This is a genomic window from Pseudomonas sp. Rh2, from assembly GCF_040762985.1.
GTDB classification, from domain to species: Bacteria; Pseudomonadota; Gammaproteobacteria; order Pseudomonadales; family Pseudomonadaceae; genus Aquipseudomonas; species Aquipseudomonas taiwanensis.
Map to the genome: position 1 here is coordinate 2,815,878 of NZ_CP142890.1, position 17,146 is coordinate 2,833,023.

The 17,146-nt window shown below is 62.7% G+C and carries 15 protein-coding genes; 6 read left to right on the forward strand and 9 right to left on the reverse strand.

Annotated features, from left to right (window positions below; genetic code table 11):
• Nucleotides 1–75: 75 nt before the first annotated feature.
• Nucleotides 76–336 (forward strand): DUF1652 domain-containing protein, encoded by a 261-nt coding sequence (locus VXM67_RS12705; RefSeq protein ID WP_027907792.1) that lies wholly within the window; start codon nt 76–78, stop codon nt 334–336.
• Between the two features lie 53 nt (nt 337–389).
• Here the strand turns inward: VXM67_RS12705 and VXM67_RS12710 are convergent, their stop codons facing one another.
• The gene (locus VXM67_RS12710) at nt 390–677 is read right to left on the reverse strand and encodes a hypothetical protein (protein WP_023380307.1); all 288 of its coding nucleotides are present in this window, start codon (nt 675–677) and stop codon (nt 390–392) included.
• 141 nt (nt 678–818) lie between these two features.
• Nucleotides 819–2,465 (reverse strand): phosphoethanolamine transferase, encoded by a 1,647-nt coding sequence (locus tag VXM67_RS12715; RefSeq protein WP_367237050.1) that lies wholly within the window; start codon nt 2,463–2,465, stop codon nt 819–821.
• Between the two features lie 354 nt (nt 2,466–2,819).
• On the opposite strand from VXM67_RS12715, the gene VXM67_RS12720 reads away from it, so the two are divergent.
• The 3 genes from VXM67_RS12720 (at nt 2,820) to VXM67_RS12730 (ending at nt 5,567) form a co-directional block, all read left to right on the forward strand.
• Nucleotides 2,820–3,710, forward strand: coding sequence for a LysR substrate-binding domain-containing protein (locus tag VXM67_RS12720; protein ID WP_023380309.1), 891 nt, complete (start codon nt 2,820–2,822; stop codon nt 3,708–3,710).
• Between the two features lie 109 nt (nt 3,711–3,819).
• On the forward strand, nt 3,820–4,524 hold the full coding sequence (locus VXM67_RS12725; RefSeq protein ID WP_186599191.1) for an SDR family oxidoreductase: 705 nt from the start codon (nt 3,820–3,822) through the stop codon (nt 4,522–4,524).
• 224 nt (nt 4,525–4,748) lie between these two features.
• Entirely contained in the window at nt 4,749–5,567 is an 819-nt protein-coding gene (locus VXM67_RS12730; protein ID WP_041925654.1) for an ABC transporter substrate-binding protein, read from the forward strand.
• Nucleotides 5,568–5,611: 44 nt separating this feature from the next.
• Here the strand turns inward: VXM67_RS12730 and VXM67_RS12735 are convergent, their stop codons facing one another.
• Genes VXM67_RS12735 through VXM67_RS12755 form a run of 5 tightly spaced genes read right to left on the reverse strand, consistent with a single transcriptional unit; the run spans nt 5,612 to nt 11,285 of the window.
• Nucleotides 5,612–6,193 carry an NTP transferase domain-containing protein gene (locus tag VXM67_RS12735; RefSeq protein ID WP_027907795.1) on the reverse strand — a complete coding sequence of 194 codons (582 nt, stop codon included), beginning with the start codon at nt 6,191–6,193 and terminating at the stop codon, nt 5,612–5,614.
• On the reverse strand, nt 6,190–7,203 hold the full coding sequence (locus tag VXM67_RS12740; RefSeq protein WP_023380313.1) for an XdhC family protein: 1,014 nt from the start codon (nt 7,201–7,203) through the stop codon (nt 6,190–6,192). Before VXM67_RS12740 ends, VXM67_RS12735 begins: the two co-directional genes overlap by 4 nt.
• Before the next feature lie 13 nt (nt 7,204–7,216).
• The gene (locus tag VXM67_RS12745; RefSeq protein WP_367237051.1) at nt 7,217–8,563 is read right to left on the reverse strand and encodes a cytochrome c; all 1,347 of its coding nucleotides are present in this window, start codon (nt 8,561–8,563) and stop codon (nt 7,217–7,219) included.
• Nucleotides 8,564–8,580: 17 nt separating this feature from the next.
• Complete coding sequence (locus VXM67_RS12750) at nt 8,581–10,830, reverse strand: xanthine dehydrogenase family protein molybdopterin-binding subunit (RefSeq protein ID WP_186599192.1); 2,250 nt, start codon at nt 10,828–10,830, stop codon at nt 8,581–8,583.
• Entirely contained in the window at nt 10,830–11,285 is a 456-nt protein-coding gene (locus VXM67_RS12755) for a (2Fe-2S)-binding protein (protein WP_023380316.1), read from the reverse strand. Before VXM67_RS12755 ends, VXM67_RS12750 begins: the two co-directional genes overlap by 1 nt.
• A 261-nt stretch (nt 11,286–11,546) precedes the next feature.
• Between VXM67_RS12755 and VXM67_RS12760 the strand changes: the two genes are divergently transcribed.
• Nucleotides 11,547–13,736: an OsmC domain/YcaO domain-containing protein gene (locus tag VXM67_RS12760; protein WP_027907797.1), complete on the forward strand. Its 2,190-nt coding sequence runs from the start codon at nt 11,547–11,549 to the stop codon at nt 13,734–13,736.
• 3 nt (nt 13,737–13,739) lie between these two features.
• On the opposite strand, the gene VXM67_RS12765 is transcribed toward VXM67_RS12760, so the two are convergent.
• Nucleotides 13,740–15,575: a diguanylate cyclase gene (locus VXM67_RS12765; protein WP_049818814.1), complete on the reverse strand. Its 1,836-nt coding sequence runs from the start codon at nt 15,573–15,575 to the stop codon at nt 13,740–13,742.
• A 264-nt stretch (nt 15,576–15,839) separates the two neighbouring features.
• Between VXM67_RS12765 and VXM67_RS12770 the strand changes: the two genes are divergently transcribed.
• Nucleotides 15,840–16,649, forward strand: a complete 810-nt coding sequence (locus tag VXM67_RS12770) for a class I SAM-dependent methyltransferase (protein ID WP_023380319.1) — start codon at nt 15,840–15,842, stop codon at nt 16,647–16,649.
• A gap of 27 nt (nt 16,650–16,676) precedes the next feature.
• Here the strand turns inward: VXM67_RS12770 and VXM67_RS12775 are convergent, their stop codons facing one another.
• On the reverse strand, nt 16,677–16,976 hold the full coding sequence (locus VXM67_RS12775; protein ID WP_023380320.1) for a hypothetical protein: 300 nt from the start codon (nt 16,974–16,976) through the stop codon (nt 16,677–16,679).
• Nucleotides 16,977–17,146: the final 170 nt, after the last annotated feature.

A 17,146-nucleotide genomic window follows, 5' to 3' on the forward strand; every position in this document is an offset into this window, starting at 1 on the left:
GCATTATCAATTGGCACCCCACGCGGCAAAGGCGTACTCACACAACAGGCCATCCAGTACAGAGAGGGTCGTACCATGTCGTTGATTGGAGTTTCGATGCTAGAGATGCGGCAGATGATCGAGCAAGCCTGCCTGCCCGATCGTTGCGAGGTAAGCTGCCCGGACGGCGCCACCCTGACAATCCGCCTTGGCCAGGGACAATCGCTCGATGACGGTGTAACGTTGACATCGATCCCGCTGCAGAATCTGAACAGTTGCCGTGACCTGGTGCATCTGGTCAGTCAGTTGCACGCCCTTCGTGACGCACAGCCAACGGTGCTGAAAGCCATTGCCTGACAGTGTCTAGCCTCTAGCCCCGGCTGGCCTAAGCTGGCCGGGGGCGATCCCCGCTACTGCAGTTCGAGCAACAGGTTCAGCCCGCCGTCTCCGCACTTTCCATGGTCCCGTACCACTCCACGGTAGTCTCGCCCGTCCCAGATGAAGGCGACGCTATGGGCACGGTCGACTTTATCTGGCAGCGGGGGGCAGATGTGCAGGCGTAACGCGGGGCGGCCCTGGAGCGTGAGGGCGGCCAGTTGGCATTGGCATTCGACGCTCTGGGCCACGGGCCCGAAAAGCGTATCGCGCACATAGTCCAGTTGTAGGCAGGCATTGGGCGAGCGACCGGGCATTTTCATGGGCGTGGCGTCCCCATGGGCGGTCGCTGTCCAGATTGGACGCGGGTCATGACAGGCTCCTCGCAGGTGGCGATTGGTATCTTCGTTTGAAGCGTGTTTTTCGCAGATGTTCAATCGATTTGATGAACATGCGACCGATCGCTAGCGGGTGCTGAACTTGAACGACGGTACATACCCTGAGCCAAGCAAGTACGGGCATTTGGACGGTACAAACGCATCGGTCATCAGGTCGTGGGCGCTGTTGTATTCATTGGTCAGCACACCCGTGATACCAAGCAGCGTATGGGGTAGCGAAGAGGTACTGATGGGTTGGTCGGCCCGGTCCTTGAGTTTTGCGAGCCTGAGGTTGAGCGGTGCCGGCAGGTTGTCGGATGCCCAGATGAACGAAGAGACCGCCAGGTCGTATTCATTGCCGATGCCATGACCCAGCAGCTCGCGGTGATCGTCCAGGATATTTTCGCCATGGTCGGACGCGTAGACCAGCAGGGCAGGCCGTCGACGGGCCTGCAGTTGGGTGATGAGGCTGTTCAGCAGCCAGTCGGTGTACAGAATGGTGTTGTCGTAGTCTGCGGTGATCTGGTCTTTCGCACTGCCGCTGGCCGGTTTGAATTGCTTGAAGTTGTCGGGGTAGCGCCGGGCGTAGTCGAAGTGGCTGCCCTTGATGTGGATGAAGATCGCCTGTTTGCGCGTGCCGCCGTCGCGCACTATTTTTTCGTAGGCAGGAAGCAGGGCGCCGTCATGACTGCGTTCGAAATACTGACGGTACTGCGCTTCCGCGGCGATGTGCGGGATGATGCCGCCGAAGCTGTCGACTTCCTGGACCGAAAGCCAGTGGGTGTCGTAGCCCGCTTTTCGGTAGATGCCGACCAGTGATTGGGTCGAGGCAATCATGTCCCAGTTGGAAATGGGCGACAGGCTGAGCATGGCGGGAACGGCCACCGACGTATACGGCGAGGTGGTGCACACGTTGTCCAGCCTGTAGATACCCTTTTGCCGGTCGAGGTTCGGCGTGGTGGGTTTGTGGTAGCCATAGAGTGACCAGTTATGTGGCCGTGACGATTCGCCGATCACGAACACCACTGTTTCGATACTCGCTTCGTCGGCCTGGCTGATGATGTCGATCTTCGCGGTGCGACGTTTGCTGATGTGTTCCTGGGATTGCATGTGCAGGTAGGTGGTCAGGCCGATCTGCGACAGGTAGCCGAACGGCGTGCTCTGGTCCTTTGCGGCAAGGTCCAGGACTGCACTTGTGCCAAGGCTGTTGAGTTTGACTGTCTTGTAGAAGTAGGCGCCGTAACCTAGCAGCAGGGTGCAGGCCGTCAACAAGGCGAGGGCCGGGCTTCTGTAGTAGCGCCGTTTGTACAGCCCGGCCAGTCCCAGGCCGTAGCACAGGGCGAATATGGCCAGCACCGAGACGACCGGCTTCCAGTAGGTGGCTGCGAAATCGCTCGCCTCCTTGTAATTGGTCAGGGCAATGAATACATAGGTAGCAGTCAACCGGGAGTTGAAGTTCAGTACCAGGAACAGGTCGATCGTGGCCAGCAGGTAGAAGGGCAGCAGCAGCGCGTGGACTTTGAACTGATTGGACGAAACGAGCCGCAGCAACACCAGCCAAAGCCCGGAGATGGCAAGGTTATAGAGGGCCAGCAAGTCGATGCTCGCATGCTGCTGGTTGGCAATGCCCCGTATCAACAGGGGGGACAGAAGGTATGCCCACAAGACCAGGGTTGGCCATTGCGATATCAGTGAATGAGGGGTAAGCGGGGGCGTTCGTTCCGAGGTCTGCATGTTTGAATCGTCCTCGTGATAAGCCCAACCACCCCAGCGCGGGTAGCGCCTGAAGAAGGTGTGGCGAGCTACAACGTTCCATGCGCAAGCGTGCAATAGCCAATTGCCGGTAGCTAAGCACCAGCATAGTCAGCCCAACACACTCCCAGCACTCAGTGCCCTGATATTTTGTGTAACCGCCCGATAAGCGGTGGCGTCGCATCAACCTGTGCGTGACTTTTTCTTCCGCTGCCGGTTTATTTGGCGGCAGTTTGAGGCTAGCTTCCTCGAGTCGCTGTCCCAGTTGTCCTGCTCGCGCCGCCGTGCTTCTGGGGCAGACCACGCTCCTTACTTAACCAACAGACATCGCTCCCTATGCCCGAAGGCTTCCCGAACCTGCCATCGTTGAACGCCCTACGGGTGTTCGAAGTGGTTGCGCGCCATCTGAACTTTCGCCTGGCGGCCGAGGAACTGGGTGTTACCCAGGCTGCGGTGGCCCAGCAGATTCGCGGGCTGGAAGCCAGCCTGGAGATTCGTCTGTTCGAGCGCTTGCCGCGAGGGCTAGGCATGACCGATGCCGGGCGCTCCTACGCCAGCCGCGTGCGCAGCGCCTTGTCCATGATCGACGAGGCGACCCGTCTGCTCAGGCCGCAGCCGCTTCACCTCACGGTCAGCGTCACCCCCTCCTTTGCCTCGAAGTGGCTGATCCCAAGGTTGGGGGCCTTCGCCGAGGACTACCCGGATATCGACCTGCGCGTACTGGCCACGGACAAGCTCTCGCACTTCAGCACGGATAGTGTCGATTTGGCGGTGCGCTATGGCCAGCCCCCGTTCGGGCCAGGGCTGAATACCGAGTTGCTGATGGACCAGCGGATCGTGGCGGTGGCCAGCCCACGGTTGCTGGCCAGCAAGGGGGCCCCCGACAGCTTCGAGGCATTGCAGGACTTCGTGATGCTGCATGATGCGCATGATTTCTGGCCAGAATTTACCGGTGCGTTGTTTGCGCAGCACGCCCAGGGCACGGCGAAAAACGTGCGGTTCAACCAGACGTCGCTGGCCATCGAAGCTGCCATCAACGGCCAGGGCATTGCCTTGGCCAGCCAGATGTTCGTTCAAGGAGACATCGATGCCGGACGACTGGAGCAAGTGTTTGCCCAGCAGTTGCGGCTCGATAAGGCGTTCTATCTGGTCTGGCCACGCAAGGCTGGTACACCGCCAGGTTTGGCGGTGGTCAAGGATTGGCTGTTGCGTCAGGCTCATCTGTAGACAGTAGTTTTGCTACTGCCAGCACCAACTTCGGCTGCCTCCCTCACCGGCGACTCTGCTGCTAGTGTGATGACATCAATTCACACGATGTCCATCCAGAGGAGGCATTATGTCCACAGAAAAAGTAGCGATCATCACGGCAGGCGGCAGTGGTATGGGCGCGGCAGCTGCGCGGCGTCTGGCAGCGGATGGCTTCAAGGTCGGCATCCTCTCATCGTCGGGCAAAGGTGAGGCGTTGGCCAACGCACTGGGAGGCGTCGGCGTGACCGGTAGCAATCAGTCGAATGAGGATCTCCAGCGCCTGGTCGATGCCGTGGCGGAAAAATGGGGCCGTGTCGACGTGCTGGTCAACAGCGCAGGTCACGGCCCGCGCGCGCCGATCCTGGAAATCTCCGACGCCGACTGGCACCTGGGTATGGACACCTATCTGCTCAACGCCATCCGTCCGTCCCGCCTGGTCACGCCTATCATGCAGCGCCAGGGCGGTGGAGTGATCATCAATATTTCGACGGCCTGGGCATTCGAGCCCAGCGACATGTTCCCCACTTCGGCGGTGTTCCGCGCAGGTCTGGCCGCGTTCACCAAGATTTTCGCCGATACCTACGCCGGCGATAACATCCGCATGAACAATGTCTTGCCAGGCTGGATCGACAGTCTGCCCGCCACCGAGCAGCGCCGCGACAGCGTACCGCTCAAGCGCTACGGTACCTGCGAGGAAATTGCAGCGACCATTGCCTTCCTGGCCGGGGAGGGTGCCGCTTACATCACCGGGCAGAACATCAAGGTCGATGGCGGTATCACTCGCCATCTCTGACAGGAGCACGCGCCCACGGCATCGGCCCTGTTGTGCGATTGGATGGTTCATCGGATAGCCGCTCGTGGCTTTTACCTGTGATGCCAAAAGCGGCCTGGCAGCTGGCCGTCGATGGTCCAGACTGTCTGATGCGAGCGGCTTGCGATGCCATCGCTGCCATTGAACCATGGCAGCGATGGCATTCATGTCTGGCCGTCGAATGCCAACCGTGCCGAGGGTCGTACATGGATGAGCGTGGTCCTTGCCTGGCGATTCTGCTGGTCTGCGTCCTGGCGGTGCTACCAAAGACGGCACTGGCGGCGCGAGACTGCCATTATCTCACTGCAACAGGTAATCCCGAGTATCCGCCTTACCTGTGGCGTGACCCGGACAATCCACGGCAGCTGATCGGCGCCAATGCCGACCTGCTCCTGCACCTGGGCAGAAGCCTGGGCCTGGAGGTACAGGTGTTGTATACCGGGCCCTGGTCCCGGGCGCAGGAGGAAGTACGCACTGGCCGTATCGACCTCATGGCGGGCTACTTCCTGACCCAGGCGCGGCAACAGGTGATGGATTTCGTGATGCCGGCGTTCCTGCATACGCCCAGCGTGGTCTGGGTGCGCCAGGACAGCGTCTTTGCCTATCAGGGGTGGGCTGACCTGCAAGGACTCAAGGGCGGGACCTTGGTCAGCAACAGCCATGGCCAGCAGTTCGACGACTACGCCAAGGCACACCTGAACCTCGAAGCGGTGCCCAGCGCCAGGCAAGCCTTCGAGAAACTGCTGCACAAGCGCAACGACTATGTGGTCTACGAGCAATACCCCGGCATGGCGCTGGCGCGTACGCTGGGCATGGACCCGCTACTGAAGGTGTTGGAGCCACCGGTGGCCAGCGAGGGGCTGTATCTGGCGCTGTCACATCAATCGCCGTGCAACCAGCCTCTGCTTCGGCAACAGCTGGCGCAGAAAATGAAAGCGATCGTCGATGGGCCGCTGCCGGCGCAATGGCTTGAGCAAAACCTCGAGCGCTGGAAAAAACAGCAGAAGAACGCGGCGCAACCCTGAAGGAGGCTGGCCCACGATGGCCAGCACCGCGGCCCCTTCTGACCCTAACCGAGCAAATCAGTCGGGGTATCGACATCCCGCAAGACGCCGGAATCTTCCACGTCCACCCTGCGCCAGGCATGCCGGTTGTCCAGAATGACCTGCCGACCACCCTGGTCACCCTGCACGCATTCAAGCGCCGGCCAGAACGCCCGCCCGAACAGCACCGGATGGCCGCGCTCGTCCTGGTGGAACGGCATCACGATATGCGTTTCGCTGGCCTCGGCGCGCAGGCGTCGCAGTGTGTGCGCTGTTACCCAAGGCATGTCCCCAAGCATGATCGCCACCGCCTGGGCCCGCGACGCCTGCAGCGCTTGGATGCCGGCGGCCAGGCTGGCTGACAGGCCGTTTTCGGCGTGCGCGGCGTAGACGAGCTTCGCGTCTGGCCCGATGCCCAGTCGCTGTGGCTCATCCCCCGGGCGCACCACCACCAACACTTCGTCGAAGTGCTCAAGCGCTTGCCTGAGTGTCTCGGCCAGCAGTGTCTGGCCCGAGGGCAGGGCGGCGACGCGTTTGTCGCTGCCAAAGCGCGTTGCCCGCCCAGCCGCCAGTACCAGTGCTGCGCAGGTCGCCAGGCCCGCCGTCACGCGCCCTCCTCTTGGGCGTACTTGGCCTGGCTGACATCGAGGGTACCAGGCAGTACCACGCCATTCTTGGCCGCGAGCAACTCGGCCATGACGCTGACGGCGATTTCGGCCGGGGTCTTGCTGCCGATGTAGATGCCGATGGGGCCGTGCAGGCGCTGCAGCGAGGTTTCGCTCTCGCCGAAGTGTTCGATCAAACGCGCGCGGCGCAGCTCATTGTTGCGCCGCGATCCGATAACGCCGATATAGAACGCCGGGCCTCGCAGGGCTTCGAGCAGGGCCAGGTCGTCGAGCTTGGGGTCGTGGCTCAGGCCAACGATGGCGGTACGCATGTCGGCGGCGTAGGCGCGCACCACGTCATCCGGCATGCCGACGAGCTTCTCGACACCGGCAACGTTCCAGCCATCCATGTACTCCGGGCGCGGGTCACAGACCGACACCTTGAAGCCATTGAATAAAGCCATGGTCGCCAGGTATTCGGCCAGCACACCAGCGCCTATCAGCAGCAGGCGGTAGCCTGGCCCCAAGGTATTGACCATGCGTTGGCCGTCGAAGCTGAACGGGACCGGCGTATCGGTAACGTTCAGCCGAGCCTCGCCAGTGCCAACTTCCAGCGTGCGCTGTACCAGGTTGCCGGCGTCGAGCTGGACCAAAAGTTGATCCAGGCTGCGCCATGCTGGGTTGGCCTCCAGGATCAGTTCCAAGGTGCCGCCACACGGCAGGCCGAAGCGATGAGCTTCATCGGCGCTGACGCCGTAGCGCAGCACTTGCGGGCTTCGTTGCGCAATTCCGCTGCCGCCATAGGCGGTGGTGTGGCGATGAATGAGGTCGTCCTCGATACAGCCACCGGAAACGCTGCCAACCACTCGACCGTCGTTGCGCAGGGCCATCATCGAGCCGACGGGCCTGGGCGACGAGCCCCAGGTCCGAGCCACCGTGGCAAGCAGCACGGACTCGCCGGCTTGCAGCCAGTCTCGGGCGGTGCGTAGGACCAGCAGGTCGATACTTTCCATCGGTCAATCCTGTTCAACGCATATGCAGAATGATCGGGCTGCTACTGGCTGGGTTGGTGTGCCCGCGCAGCTTGGCCACTGCCGGGGCATCGACCGCGCCGCCATGGTTGCCCCAGGTGGTGCGGATATAGCTCAATACTTCGGCAATCTCCTGGTCGGATAGCTGTTCGCGGAACGCCGGCATGCGATAGGCATCCGGCAGCCCGGCCGTGACCACCCGCTGCGAGCCATTGAGGGTGATATTGATTGCCGATGCTTGCTCCTTGGCCAGCGCCGACGTGGCGCCAGCCAGCGGTGGCATCCACTCTTTCTGGCCTTTGCCGTCCAGGCCATGGCAGGCGGCGCAGCGGGTAATGTAGGTGTGCGCGCCTGGCGTGTCCGGCTGGGCGTCGGCAGCGACGGCCTGGTACTGCCACGGCGTGCCGTCACGTTGCGGGTCGCCAGGCAACGACGCCAGGTAATGGGCGATCGCTGCCAGGTCCTGGTCATTCATGAACTGGGTGGAGTTGTTGAAGGCCTCGGTCATCGAGCCGAACACAACCGTGTGTTGGTTGCGACCGGTCTTGAGGAACTGCACGATGTCGGCCTCGCTCCAGCGCCCCAGGCCAGTGTTCGGGTCAGCACGCAGGCTTGGCGCATACCAGCCATCGAGCAGGGCGCCGGACAGGAACGTGTCGCCAGCCTCGTCCAGGGCTTTTTCGTTGAACGCCAGGCCCCGTGGGGTGTGGCAACTGCCGCAATGGCCCGGACCCTGGACGATGTAGGCGCCGCGGTTCCACTGGGCATCCTGTGCGGGTTTTTCCGCATAGGGCATGTCGGGGGCGAACAGCCCGTTCCACAGCGCAATCGGCCAACGCAGGTTCAGCGGCCAGGGAATCTCGCCAGGGAGGTTGGGCTGGTTGGCCGGTTGCACGCCTTTCATGAAGAAGGCGTACAGCGCACGCACATCGTCGTCACTGAGCTTGGCGTAGGAGGGGTAGGGCATGGCCGGGTAGAGCCTGCGTCCACCCGGCGCGACCCCGTGGCGCACGGCGCGGTCGAAGTCGGCAAGGCTGTAGTTGCCGATGCCGGTAGCGCGGTCGGGGGTGATGTTGGTGGCATGGATGGCACCCAGCGGGGTGGCCATTTCCAGTCCGCCTGCGAAGGGAGCCTGCCCAGGCAAGCTGTGGCAGGCCACGCAGTCGCTGAGCCTGGCCACGTACTCGCCGCGGCTGATGAGCGACGGTTCATGTTGGGTGATGGGCTGGTTCTGGAACGGCGAGGCGGGCTCGCGGCTGACATACCAGGCCAGCAGGCCTGCCGCCACGAGGCAGGGCAGCGCGAGCCAGCCTGCGGTGCTTGCGAAACGGCTTTGGGTCATGGGCAATCCTTGCTCGGTCAGCTGAAGGTGTAACGGCTAAGGGGCATGCTGCGAATGCGCTGGCCGGTCAGCCGCGCCACGGCGTTGGCCACAGCCGGGGCGACTGCCGGCAGTGGTGGTTCGCCGATGCCGCCCATCTTCGCGCCGCTTTCCACGATCCGCACATGCACGTTTGCCATCCGCGACGGTGGCAGGATCGGGTACAAGTCGTAGTTGCGCGCCTTGGGCTTGCCGTCGACGTACACCGCTTCCTCAAGCAGCGCCTGAGACAGCCCCAGGGCCACTGCACCGTTGACCTGCGCTTCGATGATCGCCGGGTTGACGATGCTACCAGGGTCGATGGCCTGCCAGATGTCGTGCACCTTGACCTGGCCATTCTCGATGGAGACCTCGGCGATGACCGCTGCCTCGGAGCCGAACGGAGAGGCCATGGCCACGCCACGGGCGCGCTTGCTGCCATCTTCGGCGGTGAACGGGCCGCGCTTCCAGCCGCCGGAAAGCTCACCGACAGCCTGTAGCAGTTGGGTCAGCCGTGGGTTACCTTTGAGCAACTGCAGGCGCAGTTCGAACGGGTCCTTGCCGCCTTTGTCGGCCAATTCGTCGAGAAATGCCTCGTAGAAGAAATCGTTCAGCGAATTGCCCACCGAGCGCCAGTAGCCAAGCATCACCGGACCTTTCACATAGATCTGCGCAATGCGCTTGTTGGCAATGGCATAGGCCTTGCCGGACAGCCCTTCCAGCGCGGTAGGGTCGATCTTCTCGCCCTGCTTGCCGGCCAGCGCCTCGGTTGGACCCTCGGTGGCACTGACGGCCTCGATGGCGACTGGCAGGCCCTCGGCATCCAGCGCGGCGCGAAACTTGACCACCGCCATGGGCCGATGCACGTCGCGCAGGAACTCTTCCTCGCGACTCCAGATGAGCTTGACCGGTCGGCCGACCGCCTTGGCCAGCGCGATGGCCTGTGGGTAGGGGTTGGCCGAGTCGTACAGGAAGTGTCGCCCGAAGAAGCCACCCAGCAGCGGTGAGTGCAGGGTGATGCGTGCCGGGTCCAGGCCGGTGCGCTTGGCGATGTCGTCGCGGAACATGTCCGGCGCCTGGTTGGGTAGCCAGACTTCCAGCGAGCCATCCGGGTTGAAGCGTGCGATGGCCGACGGCGGCTCCAATTGGGCATGGTTCAGGTACTGGTTGTGGTAGGTGGCCTCGACCGTGGTCTTGGCTTCGGCCAGTACCTTGGCCACGTCTCCCTCTACCTCGTCATCACGGGCCGGTCCTTGCTGGGCAGCCAGGTGGTCGCGGTAGGCGTCGCTGGAGAAGTCGGCCGGCATGGCCCGCACTTTTGAGTCGGCGGCAGGTTCTTGCCAGTCGACCTGAAGGGCCTCGACCGCACGCTTGGCGTGCCACCAGCGCTCGGCCACCACCGCAACGGCGCCAGGCAGGCGGTGCACCGAATGCACGCCTTTCATGGCCTTGACCTGGTCCTCGTTGCGCAGGTTGCCGACGGTCATGCCCAAGCGTGGCGCATGTTGCACGGCGGCGTGGAGCATGTCGTCGACCTTGATATCGATGGTATACAGCGCCTTGCCGGTGGACTTGTCATAGGCATCGACCCGGCGCACCGGTTTGCCGATCCAACGGAACTGACTGGGGTCGCGCAGCTTGATGCTGGCAGGGTCCGGCACCGGCAGGTCCATGGCGCGCCCTGCCAGCTCACCGTAGGCCAGCGAACGGCCAGATGCGGCATGGACGACTTTGCCAGGCTCGGTGGACAGCTCGCCGACCGGCACGCCCAGCTGTTGAGCGGCGGCCTGCAGGAGCATGGCCCGGGCCAGGGCGCCGAGGCGGCGCATGGTCGGGTAGCTCATGCGCACCGACATGCTGCCACCGGTAATGCGCATGCCGTTTTCCATCACCACATAGGTTTCGCCGGGCGGTGCACTGTCGAGCACGAAGGTGGCGGGGTCGGCATCCAGTTCTTCGCCGACGATCTGCGCCATGGCGGTGTAGATGCCCTGGCCGCCTTCCATGAATGGGCACAGCAGGCGCACGGTGCTGTCCGGGCGGATTTCCAGAAATGCCGGAACCTGGGTGCCGCGCGCTTCGGGGGCAGCGGTTGCGGCCTGGATCCGGGCCGAGCCCAGTGGCAAGCCGAAGCCCAGGACCAGCGCGCCTACCGCGCTGCTGGCCAGGAAGCGTCGGCGCGACAGGTTGACCGTTTCGCCCGCCGTTAGCTTCAGCAGGTCTTCAGGGGTGTCGATCCGAGGTTTCATTACGCCTTACCCCCTTCGGCCAGCGCATGCACCGCCGCATGGATGGCGTTGTAGGTGCCGCAGCGGCACAGGTTGACCATTGCCGCATCGATCTGCTCGTCACTGGGTTTCGGGGTGTGCTTGAGCAGAGCCGTGGCAGCCATCACCTGGCCGGACTGGCAGTAGCCGCACTGAGCCACCTGGTGCTCGACCCAGGCAGCCACCACGCGTTTGCCCACCTCGTCGGTTTCGATGGCCTCGATGGTGGTCACCTCGCGGCCGACCACGCCTGCCACCGGCGTCACGCAGGCGCGCACCACATTGCCGTCCACCAGCACCGAGCAGGCGCCACATTGGGCCAGGCCGCAGCCGTACTTGGTGCCGGTCAGGCCCAGGTCGTCACGGATCACCCACAGCAAGGGCGTGTCCGCATCGGTCTCGACCTGATAGGTCTTCTGGTTGATCCGTAGTTCCATGGTTCACCTGCTGATCATCGGTTGCTGTCGCATGTTCTGGGTGGGCTGGGAATACACTGTTCCCTGACCCAGAAACGCTAGCACAGGAGGGTGACCGCTGGTCTGGTGCGGGGTGCAGGTCAGGAGGATCAGGCAAGTAATTCGGTGAAATGCGCAAGCCAGCAACGATGATGCCGGTGCAGACAAACAGGACTTCCGGGTCGAAAACCCGGATAATGCCGGCCAATTTCGTTTTGCACGCTTAAATCACGGTAATCCCGCATGGAAATCAAGGTCAATTTTCTCGACAACCTACGTCTTGAAGCCAAGTTCGACGACTTCACGGTAATCGCCGACCAGCCGATCCGCTATAAAGGCGATGGCTCGGCGCCGGGGCCGTTCGACTACTTCCTGGCGTCGTCGGCCTTGTGCGCGGCTTACTTCGTGAAGTTGTACTGCCAGACACGCAATATCCCCACCGAGCACATCCGTCTTTCGCAGAACAACATCGTCGACCCGGAGAACCGCTACAACCAGATCTTCAAGATCCAGGTCGAGCTGCCCGAGGACATTTCCGAGAAGGACCGTCAGGGCATCCTGCGCTCCATCGACCGCTGCACGGTCAAGAAGGTGGTGCAGACCGGTCCGCAGTTCATCATCGAGGAAGTCGACAACCTCGACGCCGATGCCCAGGGCCTGCTGATGCCGGTGGCCGACACCACCACTTACATCGCCGGCAAGGACCTGCCTCTGGAGCAGACCATCGCCAACATGTCGTCGATCCTGGCGGGGTTGGGCATGAAGATCGAGATCGCGTCGTGGCGCAACATCGTGCCCAACGTGTGGTCGCTGCATGTGCGTGACGCACAGTCGCCGATGTGCTTCACCAACGGCAAGGGTGCGACCAAGGAGGCTGCGCTGGCTTCGGCGCTGGGCGAGTTCATCGAGCGGCTGAACTGCAACTTCTTCTACAACGACCAGTTCTGGGGCGAGGAAATCGCCAATGCGCCGTTCGTGCACTACCCCAATGAGCGCTGGTTCAAGCCAGGGCCAAAGGATGCGCTGCCGGTGGAGATCCTCGACGCGTATTGCCTGGACATCTACAACGCCGATGGCGAGTTGCGCGGCTCGCACCTTTACGACACCAACTCGGGCAATACCGAGCGCGGTATTTGCTCGCTGCCATTCGTGCGCCAGTCGGACGGTGAAGTGGTCTATTTCCCGTCCAACCTGATCGAGAACCTGTTCCTTAGCAATGGCATGAGCGCGGGCAATACCCTGGCCGAAGCCCAGGTGCAGTGCCTGTCCGAGATCTTCGAGCGGGCGGTCAAGCGCGAAATCCTCGAAGGCGAACTGGCGCTGCCGGATGTGCCGCAGGAAGTGCTGGCCAAGTACCCAGGCATCCTGGCCGGAATCCAGGGGCTGGAAGAGCAGGGCTTCCCGGTGCTGGTCAAGGATGCGTCGCTAGGCGGTGAGTTCCCGGTGATGTGCGTGACCCTGATGAACCCGCGCACCGGTGGCGTATTCGCCTCGTTCGGCGCCCACCCGAGCTTCGAAGTGGCACTGGAACGCAGCCTCACCGAATTGCTGCAGGGCCGCAGTTTCGAAGGGCTGAACGACTTGCCGCAGCCAACCTTCGAAAGCCATGCCCTGACCGAGCCGAACAACTTCGTCGAACACTTCATCGACTCCAGCGGCGTGGTGTCGTGGCGCTTCTTCAGTGCCAAGGCCGATTTCGAGTTCGTCGAGTGGGACTTCTCCGGGCACGGCGAGGATTCGAACGTCCAGGAAGCCCAGACCCTGTTCGGTATTCTCGAAGACATGGGCAAGGAAGTGTACATGGCGGTGTACGATGACCTCGGCGCCAATGCCTGCCGCATCCTGGTGCCGGGCTACTCGGAGATCTACCCGGTCGAAGACCTGATCTGGGACAACACCAACCGTGCCCTGGCGTTCCGCGCCGACATCCTCAACCTGCACAGCCTCGACAACCGTGCGCTGCGGGCGCTGCTCAAGCGCCTGGACAACTGCGAGGTGGATGACTACACCACCATCACCACCCTGATCGGCGTCGAGTTCGACGAAAACACCGTGTGGGGCCAGTTGACCATCCTTGAGCTCAAGTTGCTGATCTGCCTGGCCTTGCAGCGTTTCGACGACGCCAAGGAGCTGGTGGAGGCCTTCCTGCAGTTCAACGACAACACCGTCGAGCGCGGCCTGTTCTACCAGGCCTTGAACGTGGTGCTGGAGGTCGTGCTGGACGATGAGCTGGAAATGGCGGATTACGAAGTCAACTTCCGTCGCATGTTCGGCAACCCGCGCATGGACGCGGTGCTGGGTTCGGTGGACGGCAGCGTGCGCTTCCATGGGCTGACCCCGACCAGCATGAAGCTCGAAGGCCTCGACCGCCACTTGCGTTTGATCGAAAGCTACAAGAAGCTGCACGCGGCACGGGCCAAGGCCGCCCAGTAAGGGTCAGTCGGGCGCGACGTTGCAACGGTTGCGTCCGAGCCGCTTGGCTTCGTACATCGCCTTGTCCGCGCGCGCCAATACCTCTTCCGGGGTGTGGCTACCGCCCCCAGCACCGCGCACGTAGATGCCAATACTGGCACCGATGGTGACCTGCGTATCGGCCAGGCGGAACGGGCTGGCCAGGGTGTCGCAGAGCTTGCGTCCGATATCCCGGGCAGCGGCCTGGTTGGCCACGGACTGGGCAATGACGATGAATTCGTCTCCAGCCAGACGGGCAACCACATCATCGGCCCGCATGACCGCCAGCATCCGACTGGCGGCCGCCTGCAGCAGGAGGTCGCCGGTTTCATGGCCGCATTCGTCGTTGACCTTCTTGAAACCGTCCAGGTCGATGAAGTACAGGGCGAAGGCAGTCTGCTGGCGCAGCGCGTAGGTCAGCTCGTGCTGCAGCACCGCACGATTGGGCAGGCCGGTCAGCGGATCGAGGGTCGCCTGGTCCAAGAGCGATTTTTCGCGTTTCTTGCGTTCGGTCACATCCAGCGACATCACGAAGAAACCTTCAACCTTGCCCTGGCGCACGTCGGGTACATAGCTGGTGTGCCAGATGCGCGGGTCGGCCGGGTTGTAGCGGACATCGTCGGCCTCCACGCGCTCGCCGGCCAACGCCTTGCCAAAGTATGGGAGCAGGTGTTCGTAGACATGCTCTGGCAGCACTTCGGCGACCTTGCGCCCCTTCAGGTGAGCGGGGTCCAGGCCGAAGATTTCCTTGTACAAGGCATTGTTGAAACGGTACCTGAGCGCCGTGTCGATGTGTGCGATCAACACCGGCAGGTTGTCGGCGATGGCCTGCAGCGTGGTCTGGCTGCGCTGCAGATCTTCGGTGCGCTGGGCCACTTGTTGTTCCAGCGAGGCCTGGTATTGCTGCAGGCGTGACTGGGTGCGGCGCAACTCGGTGATATCGCGCACCGAAGCCACCAGTTGCGCGGGCAGACCGTGCTCATCGCGCAGCGCCGACATGCTCAGTTCCACCCACACCACGCCACGAGCATGGCTGTGCAAGCGCAAGGTCTGCATGGCGTTGTCCTGCTCACCGGTCAGCAGGCGATGGACCAGGGCGGTGTACAGTTCGCGATCCTCGGCATGCACTTGCTGCAGTAGGGTTTGCAGCACCAATGCCTCGGGCGGCTGGCCCAGCAATTGGCAGAACTCCCGATTGGGCTCGTAGATACGGCCTTCCAGGCTGATGATTGCCTTGCTCGAAGGGCCCTCCTGGAAGACCGCGCGGAAGCGCTCGGCCGAGGACACCAGGGCGCTGCGTTCGGCTTCATCGACGATACGCGCGTCGATGGCCAGGCTGCGGTGCAGCAACTCACGCTCGACGATCCGGGCCAGGTCGCGCAGGTGCTCCAGGTCTTGCTCGCCGAGTTGCCTCGGACGGGTGTCCAGCGCACACAGCGTGCCGACGGTCAGCCCGCCGGCAAAGCGCAGTGGCACGCCAGCGTAGGAGCGGATGAACGGGGCACCGACCACCAGCGGGTTATCCGCGAAGCGTGGGTCGGTTTTGGCGTCGGCGATCACCAGGATGTCATCGGCGTGTAGGGCATGGGCGCAGAAAGCGACATCCCGCGAGGTCTGTTGCGCATCGAGGCCGTGGCGTGACTTGAACCATTGGCGGTTCATGTCCACCAGCGAAACCAGCGCCATTGGCACGTCGAGCAGGCGGCTGACCAGCCGTGTGATGCGGTCGAAGTTTTCCTCTGCCGGCGTGTCGAGGATATTCAGGCTGTCCAGGAAGCACAGTCGGGCAGCTTCGTTGAGGGGTGGTGGGGCAATTAGCATGACGGATTTTGTTTTCCAGGCTGCGATGTCCTGAAGCCAACCTTAGCGGGACGTTCGGCAAGCGCAAGCCCCTGCAACGGGCATCTAAACAGATGCATCGTTGTAATGAACCGTTCTTGCCATTCAGCCAGGTGCTGCTTGCCGCGCAGCGAATGTGGGGTTTAGCTGGTGAATGGCCCTCAGCGGGTCTCAATTCTTTCTGACTCAAGGCGCATCGACCGCCGCAAAGTCGTCCGGTCGAGCACTACACAGTAGGCGTGGACCATGAGCACATCCCTGGATTTCAATGCGTTGAAGACCCGCCAGCAGGCCGCCTGGGCCAGCGGCGATTATGCCGTGATCGGAACCACCCTGCAGATTGTCGGTGAGCGCCTGGCCGAAGCCTGCGACTTGCGCTGGGACGAGCAGGTGCTGGATGTCGCGGCCGGTAACGGTAACGCCACACTGGCTGCCGCGCGGCGCGGGTGCAAGGTGACGTCTACCGATTATGTACCCGCGCTGCTCAAGCGCGGCGAGGAACGCGCCCGTGCAGAACACCTGAGCGTGGACTTCCAGGTGGCGGACGCCGAGGACTTGCCATTTCGAAACGGTGCCTTCGATGCCGTGATCTCAACCTTCGGCGTGATGTTCGCCCCCAACCAGGCGCAAGCGGCCCGCGAGCTGGCCAGGGTTTGCCGTTCTGGTGGGCGTATCGGCATGGCCAACTGGACGCCCCAGGGCTTCGTTGGGCAAATGTTCAAGACCTTGGGACGACATGTCCCGCCACCTGCCGGGGCGTTACCACCGTCGCGCTGGGGGGACGAGCCGCAGTTGAGGGAAATGTTCAGTGGTGAGATCGGCTCGATGACGGTCAGCCATGAGCTGTTCAATTTCCGTTATCGTTCGGCTTCGCATTTCATCGATGTCTTCCGTACCTGGTACGGCCCGGTGCACAAAGCCTTTGCCGCGCTGGAGCCGGAAGCGGCGAGGGCGCTGGAGGATGACCTGACGGAGCTGCTCAATGAAAACAACATCGGCGGTGCGTCGCTGGTGGTGCCCAGCGAGTACCTTGAGGTCGTGATCGTGCGGCGCTGAACCGGGTTGTCGCGGCCCGGGTACCCGTCAGTTCTTGCACTTGGCCAGGACCACCTGGCACGTGTCCGGGGTGCCCCCGGACCTGCTGGCATAACGGATGCAGTTGTTCAGTGATTTTTGCTGGGCGATGCTCAACGTGTTGCCCCAGGCCAGGCCGCCTTCGCCGCTGCTGGGCAGTGCTTTTGCGTAGCATTTGGAGCCCGTTGTCGCCATGGCGTAACGGGCCTTGCTGGTTTTGTTGGAACACCCGGCCGTCATGGCCAGACTGATGGCGATCAGAGCACTGGCGAACAGGTAGTTGCAGTGCCGTAGAGGGTGCGCATTCATGACATGCCCCAAGCTCGGTGAACGCTACGGTCCGGTTGGTGAATGCGCGTCAGGATATGTCATTCCGGCCAAGCGGTGAACCCGACGGTCCCTCTTTCCTGGGGGGTACAGCAAATGTAGTCGAGCCGCGAAAGGGCCGCAGGGTCGCCCCAGCGCTTCATCCATCGAGG

Bases quoted from the DNA above. Each gene is read 5' to 3' on its own strand.
- VXM67_RS12705 (WP_027907792.1), top strand. From the start codon at position 76: ATGTCGTTGATTGGAGTTTCGATGCTAGAGATGCGGCAGATGATCGAG.
- VXM67_RS12710 (WP_023380307.1), bottom strand. From the start codon at position 677: ATGAAAATGCCCGGTCGCTCGCCCAATGCCTGCCTACAACTGGACTAT.
- VXM67_RS12715 (WP_367237050.1), bottom strand. From the start codon at position 2,465: ATGCAGACCTCGGAACGAACGCCCCCGCTTACCCCTCATTCACTGATA.
- VXM67_RS12720 (WP_023380309.1), top strand. From the start codon at position 2,820: ATGCCCGAAGGCTTCCCGAACCTGCCATCGTTGAACGCCCTACGGGTG.
- VXM67_RS12725 (WP_186599191.1), top strand. From the start codon at position 3,820: ATGTCCACAGAAAAAGTAGCGATCATCACGGCAGGCGGCAGTGGTATG.
- VXM67_RS12730 (WP_041925654.1), top strand. From the start codon at position 4,749: ATGGATGAGCGTGGTCCTTGCCTGGCGATTCTGCTGGTCTGCGTCCTG.
- VXM67_RS12740 (WP_023380313.1), bottom strand. From the start codon at position 7,203: ATGGAAAGTATCGACCTGCTGGTCCTACGCACCGCCCGAGACTGGCTG.
- VXM67_RS12745 (WP_367237051.1), bottom strand. From the start codon at position 8,563: ATGACCCAAAGCCGTTTCGCAAGCACCGCAGGCTGGCTCGCGCTGCCC.
- VXM67_RS12750 (WP_186599192.1), bottom strand. From the start codon at position 10,830: ATGAAACCTCGGATCGACACCCCTGAAGACCTGCTGAAGCTAACGGCG.
- VXM67_RS12755 (WP_023380316.1), bottom strand. From the start codon at position 11,285: ATGGAACTACGGATCAACCAGAAGACCTATCAGGTCGAGACCGATGCG.
- VXM67_RS12760 (WP_027907797.1), top strand. From the start codon at position 11,547: ATGGAAATCAAGGTCAATTTTCTCGACAACCTACGTCTTGAAGCCAAG.
- VXM67_RS12765 (WP_049818814.1), bottom strand. From the start codon at position 15,575: ATGCTAATTGCCCCACCACCCCTCAACGAAGCTGCCCGACTGTGCTTC.
- VXM67_RS12770 (WP_023380319.1), top strand. From the start codon at position 15,840: ATGAGCACATCCCTGGATTTCAATGCGTTGAAGACCCGCCAGCAGGCC.
- VXM67_RS12775 (WP_023380320.1), bottom strand. From the start codon at position 16,976: ATGAATGCGCACCCTCTACGGCACTGCAACTACCTGTTCGCCAGTGCT.